This is a genomic window from Pseudomonas retamae (assembly GCF_043496865.1).
GTDB classification, from domain to species: domain Bacteria; phylum Pseudomonadota; class Gammaproteobacteria; order Pseudomonadales; family Pseudomonadaceae; genus Aquipseudomonas; species Aquipseudomonas retamae.
Map to the genome: position 1 here is coordinate 229658 of NZ_JBIEIL010000008.1, position 17548 is coordinate 247205.

Here is a 17548-nt window from a genome sequence, read left to right on the forward strand (position 1 = left end):
TTCGCGAGCAGGCTCGCTCCCACAAGGGAACGAGATCATCTTCAGGAAGATTTGAAGCAGTCTGTATCGAGTTTTTCCAGCACTTGATCAGCCTTCAGTTCTGCCTTGATCAGCCCCGCCTGCCAAGTGGCGACACACGGTTGCAGATCTGCTTCCAGCTCGGCCTTCGCCAGCCACTGCCAGCAATCGTGCCAGTCACCCAACGCACCTTGGGCAGACTTCAAGCGCTTGTAGGCCGCCGCAGGCAAGCGGTCCAGTTCGGGATAAGCTTCGATGCCATAGCGCACGCGTTTTATCAGCAGACGCAAGCGATGCCGGTCGTGGGCGGGATCGTGCAGCGCTTCATCGAGCTTCTGCCACTGCTTGCCCAGACGTTTTTCAATGCGCTTGTCCAAGCCCTTGAGCAGGCCCTGACGCTGGGAAGCGCGCAGGAAACGCGGAAACGCATCGAGGATCATCATCAACGACGCCACTTCGTTGCTCGCCGCCAATGCCGGATAGGCCTCGGCCATCTGCGCCATACGGCGCTCGGCGGCTTGCGGCTGATCATGTTTGAACAGATACGCCGCCAGCACTTCGCGATCGCGCCACGGCGTGGTCAGCTCCCCGACGGCCGACGCGGCGCCCTCAAGCTGCTCGACACCTGGCAAGCCGCGTAGCGGCCGCAACAGACTGCGCAAGCGCCGCACCGTTGTACGTAAATCGTGCAGCGCCTCGGGATCGGTCCTCGCCGTCATACGCGCCTGACAAGCCAGCAATCGCACTTCCAGGCTCAGGATATGAGCCACCAACCGGTCAATCATGGGGGTCTACTCCGTAGACAGCTTCAAGTGGCGAGCTACAAGCTGCAAGCTGACCTCGTACTGACTTGAGCTTGCGGCTTGCAGCTTGAAACTTGCAGCTGCTGTTTTAACGTCCGGCGCGGGATTCGCGGATGTAGAAACGCGCCTTTTCGGCTTTCTTGCTGCAGCCCTCGAAGCCTTCGAATTGCTGCTGGGTCTTGGCTGCGGTCAGCAGCGACAAGGCTTTGGAATAACTGACGGTGCCGGCAAAGCCCTCGGCCTTGGCCAGGTCCAGTTCGTGCCAGGCGGCGTCGAGCTGGCTGCCACAGCTGTCGCGGTAAGCGGTTTTACCGGCGCAACCGGCCAATGCCAGCGCCAACAACGGCACACAGATCCAGGCTTTCATCACTCACACCTCAAAGTAGGTCAACAGTCGTGCAGGTAAGACGGTCAGGCGGCGAAAAAGTGCCTCGCCGGCGCATGAAACAAGCGGCTGAAGAATAGCGCCGAAGCGCGCCGCAAGGGCAAAAAAACGACGTCGCTGCCACGCTCCGCGACCTTGACGATTGAGCCTGCTCGGCGATCAGTGCATTGTGCAGGCTTGCCGGGAGGAAGCTGGATGAAAAAACGTGTCGCACTGGTGTTGGGTTCCGGTGGCGCCCGGGGCTATGCCCATATCGGCGTCATCGAAGAAATCGAGAAACGCGGTTATGAAATCGCCTGCATCGCCGGCTGTTCGATGGGTGCGGTGGTCGGCGGGATCTACGCCGCGGGCAAACTTGATGAGTACCGCAACTGGATCGAGCGCCTCGACTACCTCGATGTGCTGCGGCTGGTCGACGTGAGCTTTCGCCTCGGCGCGATTCGCGGCGAGAAGGTCTTCGGGCAGATCCGCAAGATCGTCGGCGAGATCAATATCGAAGACTTGCGCATCCCCTACACCGCCGTCGCCGCCGATCTCACCAATCAGCAGGAGATCTGGTTTCAGGAAGGCTGCCTGCATCAGGCAATGCGCGCCTCGGCGGCGATTCCCAGCCTGTTCACGCCGGTGATGCAAGGCAATCGCATGCTGGTCGACGGCGGCATTCTCAATCCGTTGCCGATCGTGCCGGTGGTGTCGAGTCACTGTGACCTGATCATTGCAGTCAATCTCAACGCGACCAACCAGCGCCAATACAAACTGCCGATCATTGAGCGCCCGCCAGCGTTCCGCTCGCGTTTTGACAGCCTGATCAACTCGCTGGGCTCGAAGCTGCCGTTCCGCCGCAAACAGGCCGAACAATTACTCAAGCTCGAACAGGAAGCACTGCGCGCCGAGGCGGCAGCCATCAATCCCTGGCTCGAAGGCGCCGAACCGGAGAGCCAGCAACCGGCCGCCGCGCCCGAGCGTGAAGGCGCGCCGAAATCCGCCACCGGTTCGTTCATCATCGACAACGTCGGGCCGGCCTCGCTGCTTGATCTGATCAACCAGAGTTTCGAGGTCATGCAGACCTCGCTGGCGCAGTACAAGATCGCCGGGTACCCGCCGGATATCCTGATCAACGTGCCGAAGCGCGTGTGCCGGTTTTTCGAGTTCTACAAAGCCCCGGAACTGATCGCGCTCGGGCGCGAGATTGCCAGCGATACGCTGGATCGGTATGAGCAGGAGCAGGGTTGAATACCGAAGTTTTTCAGTGAATTTGCCGGCCTCTTCGCGAGCAGGCTCGCTCCCACATTTGGAATGCATACACCTGTAGGAGCGAGCCTGCTCGCGAAGGCGTCAGACCAGGCGCCACATCCCTACAGACCAACCTCATTCAGCAGGCGATAGCCCACCCCGGCCTCGGTGACGATAAACCGCGGCCGCGTCGGATCATCCGCCAGTTTCTGGCGCAGATGCCCGACCACGATCCGCAGGTAGTGGCTGTCCTCGGTGTGCGTCGGCCCCCAGATGTCCTTGAGCAATTGGTGCTGGGTGATCACCCGCCCCGGATGCCGCGCCAGTTGCGCCAGTACCGCGTATTCCTTGCGGGTCAGCGCCACTTCGACGCCGTCGAGCAGCACCCGCCGATACGCCAGATCCACTGTCAATGGGCCGAAGCTCAACGCGGCCTGCTGCGCCTCCCCCGCCGGTGCCTGACGCAACAAGGCGCGAACCCGGGCGAGGAATTCCTGGATGCCGAACGGCTTGGTCACGTAGTCATTGGCGCCGCCATCCAGCGCCTCGACTTTTTGCCCCTCGCTGGCGCGTACCGACAGCACCAGCACCGGCGCTGTGGCCCATTCGCGAAATTCGCGCAGCACTTGCTGGCCGTCCATGTCTGGCAGGCCGAGGTCGAGCACCAGCAGATCGGGTTTGTTCAACGCTGCCTGGGCCAGGCCTTCGGCACCGGTGCCGGCCTCAAGGACTTTGTAGCCTTGGGACGCCAGGCTGATGCGCAGAAATTTGCGGATCTGCGGCTCGTCATCGATGACCAAAATGGTCGCGGTCTGGCTCATGAATTCCCATCAACAAAAAAAAGAGTGGCAAGAGAGTAGCGCAGTCGGATTCAGGCTTCACCGTCCATCCCCGGCTGCGTCTGCAACGGCAAGTGCAGGGTGATGCACGTGCCCCGGCCATCGATACCGGCGGCGACGCTGATGCGCCCGCCGTGCGCGCCGACCATGCCCTGACAGATCGCCAGCCCCAGGCCCGTGCCCTGCCCGCCACGATCGCCACGCGCGGCGGTGTAGAACATGTCGAAAATCTTCGCCCGCTCGTCTTCGGGAATGCCCGGCCCTTCGTCGCTGACCGAGAAAAAAATCTCCTGATCATCCGCGCCGGCGTTGAGTTGCAGGCGACCGTGAACGGGCGAAAAACGTGCGGCGTTTTCCAGCACGTTGACCAGCGCCTGCTCGATCAGCGCCGCATGCACATACAGCAGCGGCAACTCGGCCGGCACCTCGGTGCTCACCTGCAACGGCGCGAGCACCGCGCGCAGGCGGTTGAGCGAACTGCCGACGATGTCTGCCGGCGACACCCAGTCGCGCGCCAGTTTCAGTGCGCCGTGACCGAGGCGGGTCATGTCGAGCAGGTTCTGGATGTAGCGGTCGAGGCGCTCGGCTTCATCGCGGGTGCCTTCGAGCAGTTCGCGGCGGTCCTCCAGCGGGATCGCTTCGCCGAGTGCCAGCAGGCTGTCGATGCTGCCGCGCATGGCGGTCAGCGGCGTGCGCAGGTCATGTGACACCGAGGCCAGCAAGGCACTGCGCAACTGTTCGGTTTCGCCGTGCAGGCGCGCGGCTTCCAGATCGTCGGCCAACTGCGCGCGCGCCAGTGCCTGCGCCAGCGGCTGGCTCAACGCGGTCAGCAGGCGACGGCGCTGGCCACTCAGGGTCTGGCCTTCTTTGGCGCACACGCCGAGCAGCGCCAACGGCCCGTCCTCGACCGACAACGGCCACCACCACCAACGCCCGAACGGCAGCGTGCCGGTGCCCATGCCCGCCGGTTGATCGTGCTGCCACGCCCAATCGGCGGCGGCGCGCTCGGCCTCGGTGAATTGCAGCGGTCCGCCGGTCTCGACTTTCCAGCCGCCCTGGCCGTCGCGATTGAGCAGGCACAGCTGCAGATCGTTCCAGCCATTGAGGTGCTGCGCGGCGGCGCTGACCACGGCCTGGCGATCGGTGGCAGCGGTGAGCTTGCGCGACAGGTCGAGCAGTTCGCTGGTTTCCTCCTGGGTGTCGCGCAAGGCTTGCAACTGTCGGCGCTGGCGCGCTGCGAGGTTACCGGTGAGCGCCGCCATCAGCAGGAAAAACAGTAAGGTCAGGACGTCTTCTTCGCGCTGAATGCTGAAAGAAAAATTCGGCGGAATGAACAAGAAGTCGTAAGTCAGAAACGACAGCGCCGCACACGCCAGCGCCGGGCCGAGACTGCTGCGCACCGCCACCAGCAACACCGCAGCGAGGAACACCAGCGAGATGTTCGGCAGCGGCAACACGCTCGACACCGCCCATGCCAGTGCCGTCGCCAATAGCGTCGCAACCAGCGCCAATGCGTAGTCGAACCACACCAGCGTCAGCGCATTGTGCGGACGCGGTTGCTGCGGTTGTTCATCACTGTCGAGGACGTTGATTTCCAGGCCATGGGCCTGACGCAACAATCGCGCAGCGAGCCCACCGCCGAACAGCCGACGACGCAGACGCGGCCGCGACTGGCCGACCAGCACCAGACTGGCGCGACGTTCCGCGGCGTGCTGGATCAGGGTTTTCGCCACCTCGCCGGCACGCAGCAGCACCACTTCGCCGCCGAGGCGTTCAGCCAGTTGCTGGGCACTTTGCAGGCGCAGGCGCGATTGCTCGTCACGCACACTGCCGTTGTCGACATGCACCAGACTCCACGGCAAATGCCGACGCTGAGCGACGCGACTGGCGTGACGCACCAGACGCTCAGCCTGGGCATCACCATCGACGCCGACCAGCAAGCGCCCGCGCACCGCCGGCGCGGCCTGACCGAGCTGGCGATAACCCTGCGCCAGATCGTTATCGACCTGCGCAGCAGCCGTTTGCATCGCCAGTTCGCGCAACGCGGTGAGGTTGGTCTGGGTGAAAAATGCATCGATTGCCGCCCGCGCCTGTTCGGGCACGTAGACCTTGCCCTCGCGCAGGCGCTCAAGCAGTTCACGCGGCGGCAGATCGATCAGCAAGAGTTCGAAGGCTTCCTGCAGGACCCAGTCCGGCAGTGTTTCGCGCACCTGCACACCGGTGATGCCGCGCACCTGATCGTTGAGGCTTTCCAGATGCTGGACGTTGACCGTGGTAAACACGTCGATGCCGGCGGCGAGCAGTTCCTGAATATCCTGCCAGCGCTTGGCGTGACGGCTGCCGGGGGCGTTGCTGTGCGCCAGCTCGTCGACCAGCACCAGTTTCGGTCGCGCCGCAAGGATGCCGTCGAGGTCCATTTCTTCGAGCATCACGCCACGGTATTCCGAGCGCAGCAGCGGTTGCTGCGGCAGGCCGCCGAGTAACGCTTCGGTTTCAGCGCGGCCGTGGGTTTCGACCACGCCGGCGAGGACTTTCACGCCTTGGCGCAACTGGCTGTGCGCGGCCTGGAGCATGGCGTAGGTCTTGCCGACACCGGGGGCGGCGCCGAGAAATACTTTCAGCCGGCCACGGCCGTCACGGGGCAGATCTGCTAACAGCGCGTCGGCGCGGCCGGAGTCGCTCATGCGGGGTCTCTGTTTTTGATTGATCGTTGATTGATCGTTCCCACGCTCTGCGTGGGAATGCCGCCCGGGACGCTCTGCGTCCCATAAGAGCAGACGCAGAGCGTCTGTTGATGCATTCCCACGCAGAGCGTGGGAACGAGCATCTACTACATTTTCTGCAGCGCCATGTTCAGCGCCAGCACATTCACCACCGGCGGCCCCACCAGCGGCTGTTCGATGTGCGCATCGAGCAGTTGCTGCACTGTCGACAGCGGCAGGTTGCGCGCCTGCGCAACACGCGCCAGTTGATAGGCAATTGCCGCCGGTGGCAAGTGCGGATCAAGGCCGCTGGCCGAGGTGGTCAACAACGCCAGCGGCACCGGGCCCTGAGCGGGAACCTGGATTTTTTTGGCCTCGTCGATCACCCGAGAGGCGAGCGCCGGGTTGCTCGGGGCGAGGTTGCTGGCGCTGCTGGAAACGGTGGCGAAGGCGCCGGCGGATGGCCGTGGGTGGAACCACGCATCGCCGGTGAAATCCTGGGCGATCAGTGAGGAGCCACGGACTTTGCCGTCGGCGTCACGGACCAGACTGCCATTGGCTTGCTCGGGGAAGGCGACTTGGGCGATGCCGGTGACAGCCAGTGGATAGGCGATGCCGGTGATCAGGGTCATCAGCACCAAGAGGCTCAGGGCCGGACGTAGCATTGTGGACATTGGTTGATCCTCGAATTCGGTTGGGCAAACTTTTGGTGGGGTGTCAGGGAGATCTTTTCCCCCTCACCCCAGCCCTCTCCCCCAAGGGGGCGAGGGGGAAAGGGAGCCGATCTTCACGCTGTTCAAAACCTGAGTTCGGCTCCGAATTTCAAATCGGTACACCGCTCAAAATCACCTCGGTCAGTCCCCTCTCCCTCCGGGAGAGGGCCAGGGTGAGGGGCTCTTTTCTAATCGTCACACCAAGTGCAACGCCGTGAGCAGCATGTCGATCGCCTTGATACCCACAAACGGCACCAGAATCCCGCCCACGCCATAGATCAGCAGATTGCGCCGCAGCAACGCCGCCGCACTTGCCGCCTGCACCCGTACGCCGCGCAGTGCCAGCGGAATCAGCACGACGATGATCAAGGCGTTGAACACAATCGCCGAGAGAATCGCGCTCTGCGGACTGGTCAAATGCATGATGTTCAGCACGCCCAGTTGCGGATAGATCGCGGCGAACAGCGCCGGCAGGATGGCGAAGTATTTGGCCACGTCGTTGGCGATGGAAAAGGTCGTCAGCGCGCCACGGGTCACCAGCAACTCCTTGCCGATCTGCACCACGTCGAGCAGCTTGGTCGGGTCGCTGTCGAGATCGACCATGTTCGCCGCTTCGCGTGCCGCTTGCGTGCCGTCATTCATCGCCATGCCAACGTCAGCCTGGGCCAGCGCCGGGGCATCGTTGGCGCCGTCGCCGCACATTGCGACCAGGCGACCGTCGTTCTGCTCGTGACGGATGCGTGCGAGTTTCTTTTCTGGCGTGGCTTCGGCAAGCACGTCATCGACGCCCGCTTCCGCAGCGATCGCCGCAGCGGTCAGCGGGTTGTCGCCGGTGACCATCACCGTGCGAATCCCCAGTTTGCGCAGTTCGGCAAAACGCTCGCGAATGCCCGGCTTGACCACGTCTTTGAGGTGGATCGCACCGAGCAGTTTGCCGTCGGCGCAGACCAGCAAAGGCGTGCCGCCGCTCTGGGCGATCTTGTCGATCTCGCGCGCCAGCGCCGGGGCCAGATCGGCGCGTTGCTGGCCGATGAACGTCAGCAACGAATCCACTGCGCCTTTGCGATACACGCGGCCCTGATGGTCGACGCCAGACAAACGGGTTTCCGCGCTGAACGGCACCACTGTCAGCACTTCGGGCGCCGGCTCGGGCTGCGGATGCAGACCGCGCAGGTACTCGACGATGGATTTGCCTTCGGCGGTTTCGTCGCCGAGCGAAGCGAACAACGCGCCCTCGGCCAGATCCCGTCCCGACACACCCGGCGCGGCATACACCGCGCTGCAACGGCGGTTGCCGAAGGTGATGGTGCCGGTCTTGTCGAGCAGCAGCACATGCACGTCGCCCGCCGCTTCCACCGCGCGACCGGATTTGGCGATCACGTTGAGGCGCACCAGCCGGTCCATCCCGGCAATGCCGATGGCCGAGAGCAGGCCACCGATGGTGGTCGGAATCAGCGTGACCAATAACGCCACAAGGAACACCAGCGGCAGGCTGCCATTGGCGAAGTGGGCGAACGGTTGCAGGGTGACCACCACCAAAAGGAAGATCAGAGTCAGGCCGATCAGCAGGATATCCAGCGCCACTTCGTTGGGAGTCTTCTGGCGTTTCGCGCCTTCGACCAGCGCGATCATCCGGTCGAGGGTCGATTCGCCGGGATTGGCGGTGATCTTCACCAGCAGCCAGTCGGATACCAGTCGCGTATTGCCAGTGACCGCCGAGCGATCACCGCCGGACTCGCGGATCACCGGCGCCGACTCACCGGTGATCGCCGCTTCGTTGACCGCGGCGATCCCTTCAATCACTTCGCCGTCGCCGGGGATCATCTCCCCTGCTTCGACGCGCACCACGTCACCCTTGCGCAGGTTGGCTGCGGGCACCACCTGGAAGCTGCCATTGGCCTGCCGGCGCCGAGCGCTTAGGCCTTCGCTGCCGGCCTTGAGGCTATCGGCGCGGGCCTTGCCACGCCCTTCAGCCAAGGCTTCGGCGAAGTTGGCGAACAGCACGGTGAACCACAGCCACAAGGCGATTTGTGCAGCAACCAAGGTCGGCACATTGGCATCCGGAATAAAGCACAACACCGTGGTGAAAATCGCGGTCAGTTCGACCACCAGCATCACTGGCGAGCGCTTCAGCTGCCGTGGGTCAAGCTTGACGAACGCTTGCACTAGCGCCGGGCGCCACAGCGCCGAGATCGCGGTTTTTGCTTGTTCCGGCGCTTTGGCGGCGACGGGTTTTATTGCGGGCATATTCATCGTCAGCTCCTCAGAAGCCCAGGCTCAGATGTTCGGCAATCGGGCCCAGCGCCAGGGTCGGCAGAAAGGTCAGGCCGCCCACCAGCAAAATGGTCACGGTCAGCAGGGTCACGAACAGCGGGCCGTGAGTTGGGAAGCTGTTCTGGCCGATCGGTGCGGTTTTCTTCAACGCCAAGCTGCCGGCCAGTGCCAATACCGGCAGGATGTAGCCGAAGCGGCCGATCAACATGCCCAGGCCGAGCATCAGGTTGTGAAACGGCGTGTTCGCGCTCAGGCCACCGAATGCCGAGCCGTTATTGGCGCCCGCCGAGGTGTAGGCGTAAAGCAACTGGCTGAAACCGTGCGGGCCGGGGTTGCTGATGGTCGCTGCCGGGCCAGGCAAGGCCGCGGCGACCGCACCGAGAACCAGCACGCTGACCGGCATCACCAACAGCGTGACCACCAGCAATTGCACTTCACGCGCCTGGAGTTTCTTGCCGAGGTATTCCGGGGTGCGCCCGATCATCAGACCGGCGAGGAACACCGCGATCAGCACGTTGAGCAACATGCCGTAGAGCCCGGCACCGACGCCGCCGAAGATCACTTCGCCGACCATCATGTTGACCAGCGCGACCATGCCGCTCAGCGGGTTGAGGCTGTCGTGCATGCCATTGACCGAACCGTTCGAGGCCGCCGTCGTGGTCACCGACCACAGCACCGTGGCGGTGGTGCCGAAGCGCGCCTCTTTGCCTTCCAGCGGCGCGGTCTGCTCGACTGCAGCGTTGTTCAGGGTCGGATTCGGTTGATATTCGGCCCACAGCGAAGTCGCACCGCCAATCAGGAACAGCGCCAGCATGCAGGCGATGATCGCGCGACTCTGGCGCAGGTCTTTGACGTAGTGGCCGAAGGTGAACACCAGCGCTGCCGGAATCAGAATGATCGACGCGACTTCGAACAGATTGCTCCAGGCGGTCGGGTTCTCGAACGGATGCGCCGAGTTGACGCCGAAGAAACCGCCACCGTTGGTGCCCAGTTGCTTGATCGCAATCTGGCTGGCGGCCGGGCCCAGCGGAATGACTTGATCGACACCCTGCAGCGTCACCGCGTTGACGTACTGCGCAAACGTCTGCGGCACGCCCTGCCAGACCAGATACAGCGCCAGCAACAGGCACAGCGGCAGCAGGCCATAGAGGGTGGCGCGAGTCATGTCGACCCAGAAGTTGCCGAGGGTCTGCGCCGATTTGCGGCCGATGCCACGGCACAGCGCGACCAGCACGGCGAGGCCGGTGGCGGCACTGACGAAGTTCTGCACGGTGAGGCCGACCATCTGGCTCAAGTAGCTGAGGGTCGCCTCACCGCTGTAGGACTGCCAGTTGGTGTTGGTCATGAAACTGACCGCGGTGTTGAACGCCTGCGTCCACTCCTGCCCCGGCAGGTTCTGCGGGTTCAGCGGCAGGTGATCCTGGAACAGCAGAATCGCAAATAACAGCAGAAACCCGGCGAGGTTGAACGCGAGCAGCGCCAGCGTATATTTCTGCCAGCTCTGCTCTGCCTGCGGATCGACTCCGGCAATACGATAGCAACCGCGCTCGACCGGCCCGAGAATCGGCGTCAGCCAGGTGCGCTGGCCTTCCATCACCTTGTAGTAGAAGCGTCCCAGGAACGGCGCTGGCAGCAAGACCAGCGCGAAGAAGCCGAGGATCAGCCAATAGTCATAACCGTGCATAGCCGCTCCTAGTTCCGGTCCGCGCGCAACAGCGCAACCAACAGATAAATGAACAGCCCCACTGCCAACAGCAGTGACACCCCGTCCAGAACGCTCATGGATGATCTCCGTGTAACGGCGTATTGCCGCGTGTGGGGTGATTGTCGGGAAGGAGGCTGTAAAGGAACGAGAGCGAGGGTGAACGCGGGGCATAAAGAATGCGTAAAGAGTGGGTTTATGCGTTTGTTACAGGTGGTTTTAGTGGTGTCTGGGCTGGCCTCTTCGCGAGCAGGCTCGCTCCCACATTTCTGAAACGCATTCCCTTGTGGGAGCGAGCCTGCTCGCGAAGGCGGCGGCGTAAGCAACATCGCACCCAACTGGCGCACAATACCGGCACATCCAGCGCCGATCATCCCCGCTGCGACAGCTTTGAACTCATTACGACTTGTTTCAGCGTAATGGCACGCCCACTGCACACGCCCCCTTCGAAGCTTTCCAATCCTTCAGGGAGCAAGCGCATGAACACACAACTCAAACCCACGCTGGGCACGCTGCACTTGTGGGGCATTGCCGTGGGGCTGGTGATTTCCGGGGAATATTTCGGCTGGAGTTACGGCTGGGGTGTCGCCGGCACACTGGGCTTTCTGGTCACCTCGTTCATGGTCGCGACCATGTACACCTGCTTCATCTTCAGCTTCACCGAACTGACCACCGCGATTCCTCATGCCGGCGGGCCGTTTGCCTACAGCCGCCGCGCCTTCGGTGAGAAAGGCGGATTGATCGCCGGGCTGGCGACGCTGATCGAATTCGTCTTCGCACCGCCAGCGATTGCATTGGCGATTGGCGCCTACCTGAACGTGCAATTTCCCGCGCTCGACCCGAAACACGCTGCCGTCGGCGCTTATATCGTGTTCATGGGCCTGAACATTCTCGGCGTGAAACTGGCCGCCACGTTCGAGCTGATCGTCTGTGTGCTGGCAGTGGCTGAATTGCTGGTGTTCATGGGCGTGGTCGCGCCGGCGTTCAGCTTCAGCAACTTCGCCCTCAACGGCTGGGCCGGCTCAGATGTATTTGGCGCACCGGCGATTGCCGGGATGTTTGCGGCGATTCCATTCGCCATCTGGTTCTTCCTCGCTATCGAAGGCGCGGCGATGGCTGCCGAAGAGGCCAAGGACCCGAAACGCACGATTCCCAAGGCGTACATCAGCGGCATTCTGACCCTGGTTTTGCTGGCGATGGGCGTGATGTTCTTCGCTGGCGGCGTCGGCGACTGGCGCACCCTGGCCAACATCAACGACCCGCTGCCGCAAGCGATGAAAACCGTCGTCGGCGACAACTCCGGCTGGCTGCACATGCTGGTGTGGATCGGCCTGTTCGGTCTGGTGGCCAGTTTCCACGGGATCATCCTCGGCTACTCGCGACAGTTCTTCGCCCTCGCCCGCGCCGGCTATCTGCCCGCTTCACTGGCGAAACTGTCACGCTTCCAGACCCCGCACCGCGCAATCATCGCGGGAGGTCTGATCGGTATCGCCGCGATCTACAGCGACGGGCTGATCAACCTCGGCGGCATGACACTCACCGCAGCGATGATCACCATGGCCGTGTTCGGCGCCATCGTGATGTACATCATGAGCATGCTCAGCCTGTTCAAACTGCGCAAATCCGAGCCGAATCTGGAACGCACCTTCCGTGCGCCGTGCTATCCGTTGGTGCCGATGATCGCCTTGGTACTGGCGGTGGTGTGCCTGGTGGCGATGGCATGGTTCAACACGCTGATCGGGCTGATTTTCCTCGGCTTCATGGCGGTTGGTTTTGCTTACTTCATGATGACCGGCCAATTGCGCGCCGATGCGCCGGCCGATGCGATGTTGACCGGAAATTGACCCGGGCCGGGTGTGCCGGGCAGAAGCGGCCTAGAATGGAACCACTGCGAAGACGTTTCGCTCAAACGTGGTATGCAGCGTCGAACGGCGAATCCTCGCCCGTCGCGCTGCCCTTAAGGAGAGCCGTTATGCCCTGGTATGCCTGGTTGATTCTGGTTGTTGCAATCGGCTCGATCGTCGGTGGCTTGATGATGTTGCGCGACACCGCCAACAAGGTCGAACTGACCGATGAAGAACGCAAGCGCGTCGCACAGCGCAATGCCGAAGCCGACGCCAAGGACGCACAGGACCGCTGACACGAACCCCGCCTTGATCGGCGGGGTTCGCATTTATATAGCCATCGAGTCTGACCGCACGATTTTAAGAATGTAGAAGTACAGTCACCATCTAATTTTCCTTGGTTAAGATGCGTGGATTGTTGCGGAGAGTTCCCGATGCGTTATTCGCAGGACCATAAAGCCCAGACCCATCAGCGCATCATCAAGGAAGCCTCGGCGCGCTTTCGCAAGGACGGCATCGGCGCCACCGGCCTGCAACCTCTGATGAAAGCATTGGGGCTGACCCATGGCGGTTTTTATTCACATTTCAAATCCAAGGATGATCTGGTCGAAAAGGCCTTGCAGGAGGCCGGCAATCAGGTCGACGGTTTATGCGCAGAAATCTTCGCCCAGAACAATGCGCTGGATCTGTTCATCGAGACCTACCTCTCCGAATGGCATCAGACCTCACCCGACGAAGGCTGCCCGCTGCTGACCATTTCCTCGGAACTGGGCCTGCGCGGACAACCGAGCCCCACCAGTGACGAAGTGCTCAACGCACGGCTGACGCAGATCGAGAACAGCCTCGACGGCGAGAACAATGCGGACCGCGCCGTCGTCATCATGTCGACCCTGGTCGGCGCGTTGCTGCTGTCACGCAGTGTCGCGGATGCCGGGTTTGCGCAACGCATCCTCGACGTCACCCGCGACCATCTGAAGAACCGCGACTAAGCCTGCCAGCGCTTGAACAACACGCTGGCATTGACCCCGCCAAAGCCAAAACCATTGGACAGTGCATATTCGATCGGCGTAGATCGCGCCTGGCCATGGACGATGTCCACCCCGGCACTCGCCGGGTCCGGGTTGTCGAAGTTGAGTGTCGGTGGCACGACCTGATCACGAATCGCCAACAGCGTGAAGATCGCTTCCAGCCCGCCGGCAGCACCGAGCAAATGACCGGTAGCGGATTTGGTCGAAGTAACAGCGATTTTGTTTTCGGCACCGAACACCGCCTTGATCGCCGCCAGTTCGCCAAGATCGCCTACAGGTGTCGACGTTGCATGAGCATTCAGATGCTGGACCTGAACCGGCTCGATGGCGGCCTGCGCCAACGCCAGCTCCATCGCACGCCGCGCACCACTGCCATCTTCCGGCCCGGCGGTCAGGTGGTAAGCGTCGGCGCTGGTGCCGTAGCCGACCAGTTCGGCCAACGGTTGCGCGCCGCGAGCCAGGGCATGTTCGAGTGATTCGATAACCAGCAGACCGGCGCCCTCGCCCATCACGAAACCGTCACGCCCGCTGTCGAACGGACGCGATGCACGCTGCGGCGTGTCGTTGTAACCGCTGGAGAGCGCCCGCGCTGCGGCGAAACCAGCAAGACTGACTCGGTCGATGCAGGCCTCGGCCCCGCCGCACACCGCGATATCGGCCTCACCGGCGCGGATCAGCCGCGCCGCATCGCCGATCGCCTGAACACCCGCTGCACATGCGGTGACCGGCGCGCCCAGCGGCCCCTTCAGACCATGCTGAATAGACACGTGCCCTGCGGCGAGATTGACCAGAAACGATGGAATGGTGAACGGCGACAAACGCCGAGGGCCACGGCTGTCTGTGGTGCGCACCGCGTCGGCGATCGCGCCAAAGCCACCGACACCGGAACCGATGATCGTCGCGGTACGCTCCTGGCTTTGCGTGTTCGCTGGCTGCCAACCGGCCTGCTCCAACGCCTGCCGCGCCGCTTCCATGGCGAAGAGGATGAAGCGATCCATTTTTTTCTGTTCTTTGGGCGGGGTCGCGCGATCCGGATCAAATCCGGCCTCGGCATCCTCCTCCACCGTCGGCACACTGCCGCCAACCCGGGTCGGCAGATCCGCTACCACCGTGTCCGGTAAATTGCGCAAACCGGAGCGCCCGGCAAGCAAACGCTGCCAGACGATTTCCACATCACTGCCCAAGGGTGAAACCAGGCCCATGCCCGTGACGACGACTCGACGTTGGTTCATATCGTGGTTACCCCTTATCAATTCACAAATTCGACGTGTAACGCTGTGTTGCGATTGGACAAGTTCATCATTGGAACAATGGTGAACAGCTCGGGCGACGCCGTTTAGCTGCTGATCAGTCCCGAGCGGATTTTATTATAGGCATAATCAAAAAGAATTATGATAGCCATAATTTTCAGCTTTTCGGCATTCACCCGATCAACGCCCAATAAAAAGGCCGGTCAATGACCGGCCTCTCGGCGCTGAACTGTCAGCTTAGTTCACTTCCAGCTTTTCACGATTACGATCCAGAATGGCCTTGCCAATCCCCTTCACTTCCAGCAATTCATCCACCGAGGCGAAAGGCCCGTTTGTTTCACGATACGCAACAATCGCCTGCGCCTTTGCTTCGCCCACGCCCGCCAACTCCTTCTGCAACGTCGCCGCGTCCGCTTCGTTGAGATCGACCTTGGCACTCTGAGACGATGCAGCAGCATCCATCACCAAAGGCGCCTTGGTTGTCTGCACAGGCTCTACTGGAGCGGCAATCGCAGCAATCGAGGCGCTGGTGAGGACAGCAAAAATCAGCGAGTAAAAATAACCGGTACGCATAAGTGACGCTCCATCATCGTTTTAGAAAGCAGCTTTTCCCAAGCTGCTCTACAAACGTAGGTCAAGATAGAGCGAAGTCAAAAATGCCTGCGTTACAGGATGTGAAACAATCAGGGCTCGAGTCGGCGTTGCTGGTAGATCCAGTCCACGATCTCACCGTCGGGCGTGTAACCGGAGACGGTTTCGCGCAGGAGCTGCCGGACGCGGGCGTAGTCGTCGCCCTCAACGGCCGTCAGCAGTTCGCTTAGCCGCGCTTTCAATACATCCCAGGACAAATGGTCTTCATTGGCGCTCATGATCATTGGATGAGGGGTGGCGGCGACGTTATCGCCTATCAACAATTCTTCATAAAGCTTTTCGCCAGGACGCAAACCGGTGAATTCGATGGAGATGTCGCCCTGCGGATTACGGTCGGAGCGGATACTGAGACCCGAGAGGTGGATCATTTTCTCGGCGAGCTCAACGATCTTGACCGGCTCGCCCATGTCCAGCACGAACACATCGCCACCCTGCCCCATGGAACCCGCCTGAATCACCAACTGGGCGGCCTCGGGGATGGTCATGAAATAGCGGGTGATTTTCGGATGGGTGACGGTCAGCGGACCACCGGATTTGATCTGGCTGTGGAACAACGGGATCACCGAACCGGACGACCCCAGCACATTACCGAACCGAACCATGGTGAAGCGGGTTTTGTTCACTCGTGAAACGTTGGACTTGTCACCAAACAGCACCGGCGCAATCTCATGGCTCAATGCTTGCAACACCAGCTCGGCCAGGCGCTTGGTACTGCCCATCACATTGGTCGGGCGAACGGCCTTGTCGGTAGAGATCAAGACAAAGTTGGCAACACCCGACTGCAGGGCAGCCTGCGCAGTGTTCAGGGTGCCGATCACGTTATTCAGCACACCCTCGGCGATGTTGTGCTCGACCATCGGTACGTGTTTATAAGCGGCAGCGTGATAAACAGTATCGACCTGCCAGGTTTTCATCACATCCAGCAACTTGTGCGGATGGCGAACGGAGCCGAGCATCGGCAACAGGCGCACCTTGACCGCCTCCCGGCAGCCGCGCTGCTCCAGTTCGGACAGAATGCTGTACAAATTGAATTCGCTATGATCGAACAACAGAAGCGTGGTCGGTCCCAAGGCAAAAATCTGCCGGCACAGCTCGGATCCGATCGATCCACCTGCACCGGTCACCATGACGACTTTGCCCTTGATGCAGCGCTGGAGCAGGTCCGGTTGCGCTGGCACCGCATCGCGTCCCAGCAGGTCAGCGATGTCGACTTCCTGAATATCCTCGACTTTCACCCTGCCACTGGCCAGATCGGTGAAATTCGGCACACTGCGGATATGCAGGGGAAAACCCTCCAGCAGATTGAGAATCTCGCGTCGTCTGGCCCGAGTGGAGGATGGCAAGGCCAGCAGGATTTCCTGCGCGCCGGTAACGTCGATCATCTCCTGAATGTGCTTGGGTTTGTAGACATGCAAACCCGAGATCGAACGGTCAGCAATACTGGCGTCATCGTCAATGAAAGCCACGGGGCGCATGACCTTGCCCATGCGCAACGCCGCTACCAACTGGTTGCCTGCCACACCGGCCCCGTAAATGGCGACCTTGGTCAGGCCATTATCGCGACTGGTGAAAGGCACGTGCTGGGCTGCGGTAAACCAGTCCCCCATGAAGTACTGGCGCATGCACAGGCGCAGGCCGCCGATAATGACCAGACTCAACCACCAGTAATTGAAAATGATCGAGCGTGGTACCACGGCCTCATGGTTGCTGTACCAGTACACGACCACAGCCAGGATCAGCGAAGAAAGACTGACCGCCTTGATGATGGCAATCAGGGCATCATTGCCGAAATACCGCATGACCGCCCGATACATGCCGAAGCGGATGAACAGGGGAATAGCCACGACAGGTGCGCAGACAAACAGCCAGACATGCACTCTGAACGGGTTGTACATGTCATCGATGCCCAGGCGGACGATGAACGCCAGCCAGAGGGCTGCCCAGACCAGGACGATGTCCGTCGTCACCTGGATCAGCCGTTTGCGTCGCCTCGGCAATGCAACGAGCCGCTCCCGTACCTTGTCCATCAACTCTTCAAACACTCAGTTTTCTCCCTTCAACTGCGGTATTCCTCTGCAGAACTGCTGGCATGCATGCACTGTAAAC

General features: G+C 61.6%; 15 protein-coding genes. 4 read left to right on the forward strand and 11 right to left on the reverse strand.

Features of this window, described 5'->3' with window-relative positions; translation table 11 throughout:
- Positions 1-41 precede the first annotated feature (41 nt).
- Together ACGSLL_RS17590 and ACGSLL_RS17595 are read right to left on the reverse strand one after the other, a co-directional pair.
- The gene (locus ACGSLL_RS17590; RefSeq protein ID WP_394507315.1) at positions 42-803 is read right to left on the reverse strand and encodes a CHAD domain-containing protein; all 762 of its coding nucleotides are present in this window, start codon (positions 801-803) and stop codon (positions 42-44) included.
- Positions 804-909: 106 nt separating this feature from the next.
- Positions 910-1188, reverse strand: a complete 279-nt coding sequence (locus tag ACGSLL_RS17595; protein ID WP_090285007.1) for a hypothetical protein — start codon at positions 1186-1188, stop codon at positions 910-912.
- A gap of 213 nt (positions 1189-1401) precedes the next feature.
- On the opposite strand from ACGSLL_RS17595, the gene ACGSLL_RS17600 reads away from it, so the two are divergent.
- Positions 1402-2439 carry a patatin-like phospholipase family protein gene (locus ACGSLL_RS17600; RefSeq protein ID WP_332767487.1) on the forward strand — a complete coding sequence of 346 codons (1038 nt, stop codon included), beginning with the start codon at positions 1402-1404 and terminating at the stop codon, positions 2437-2439.
- A gap of 122 nt (positions 2440-2561) precedes the next feature.
- Here the strand turns inward: ACGSLL_RS17600 and ACGSLL_RS17605 are convergent, their stop codons facing one another.
- The 6 genes from ACGSLL_RS17605 to kdpF form a co-directional block, all read right to left on the reverse strand.
- Positions 2562-3260: a response regulator gene (locus tag ACGSLL_RS17605; protein WP_394507316.1), complete on the reverse strand. Its 699-nt coding sequence runs from the start codon at positions 3258-3260 to the stop codon at positions 2562-2564.
- A gap of 50 nt (positions 3261-3310) precedes the next feature.
- Positions 3311-5962: a DUF4118 domain-containing protein gene (locus ACGSLL_RS17610; RefSeq protein WP_394507317.1), complete on the reverse strand. Its 2652-nt coding sequence runs from the start codon at positions 5960-5962 to the stop codon at positions 3311-3313.
- Between the two features lie 146 nt (positions 5963-6108).
- Positions 6109-6654 carry a potassium-transporting ATPase subunit KdpC gene (gene kdpC / locus ACGSLL_RS17615; RefSeq protein WP_394507318.1) on the reverse strand — a complete coding sequence of 182 codons (546 nt, stop codon included), beginning with the start codon at positions 6652-6654 and terminating at the stop codon, positions 6109-6111.
- A gap of 234 nt (positions 6655-6888) precedes the next feature.
- A complete protein-coding gene (gene kdpB / locus ACGSLL_RS17620) occupies positions 6889-8946 on the reverse strand; it encodes a potassium-transporting ATPase subunit KdpB (RefSeq protein WP_394507319.1) in 2058 nt (685 codons plus the stop codon).
- Between the two features lie 10 nt (positions 8947-8956).
- Entirely contained in the window at positions 8957-10651 is a 1695-nt protein-coding gene (gene kdpA / locus ACGSLL_RS17625) for a potassium-transporting ATPase subunit KdpA (protein WP_394507320.1), read from the reverse strand.
- Between the two features lie 8 nt (positions 10652-10659).
- Complete coding sequence (gene kdpF / locus ACGSLL_RS17630; protein WP_007899818.1) at positions 10660-10749, reverse strand: K(+)-transporting ATPase subunit F; 90 nt, start codon at positions 10747-10749, stop codon at positions 10660-10662.
- A 399-nt stretch (positions 10750-11148) separates the two neighbouring features.
- Between kdpF and eat the strand changes: the two genes are divergently transcribed.
- The 3 genes from eat (at position 11149) to ACGSLL_RS17645 (ending at position 13502) form a co-directional block, all read left to right on the forward strand.
- Entirely contained in the window at positions 11149-12513 is a 1365-nt protein-coding gene (gene eat, locus ACGSLL_RS17635; protein WP_394507321.1) for an ethanolamine permease, read from the forward strand.
- 128 nt (positions 12514-12641) lie between these two features.
- Entirely contained in the window at positions 12642-12809 is a 168-nt protein-coding gene (locus ACGSLL_RS17640) for a DUF2897 family protein (protein ID WP_016770901.1), read from the forward strand.
- 138 nt (positions 12810-12947) lie between these two features.
- On the forward strand, positions 12948-13502 hold the full coding sequence (locus ACGSLL_RS17645; protein ID WP_394507322.1) for a TetR/AcrR family transcriptional regulator: 555 nt from the start codon (positions 12948-12950) through the stop codon (positions 13500-13502).
- Here ACGSLL_RS17645 and fabF read toward each other — a convergent pair.
- From fabF to ACGSLL_RS17660, 3 genes are all read right to left on the reverse strand, one after another.
- Positions 13499-14773, reverse strand: a complete 1275-nt coding sequence (gene fabF / locus ACGSLL_RS17650; protein ID WP_394507323.1) for a beta-ketoacyl-ACP synthase II — start codon at positions 14771-14773, stop codon at positions 13499-13501. The two genes, ACGSLL_RS17645 and fabF, sit on opposite strands and share 4 nt — an antisense overlap.
- 255 nt (positions 14774-15028) lie before the next feature.
- Positions 15029-15364: a ComEA family DNA-binding protein gene (locus ACGSLL_RS17655; protein WP_394507324.1), complete on the reverse strand. Its 336-nt coding sequence runs from the start codon at positions 15362-15364 to the stop codon at positions 15029-15031.
- A 110-nt stretch (positions 15365-15474) separates the two neighbouring features.
- The gene (locus ACGSLL_RS17660) at positions 15475-17469 is read right to left on the reverse strand and encodes a polysaccharide biosynthesis protein (protein WP_394507385.1); all 1995 of its coding nucleotides are present in this window, start codon (positions 17467-17469) and stop codon (positions 15475-15477) included.
- Positions 17470-17548: the final 79 nt, after the last annotated feature.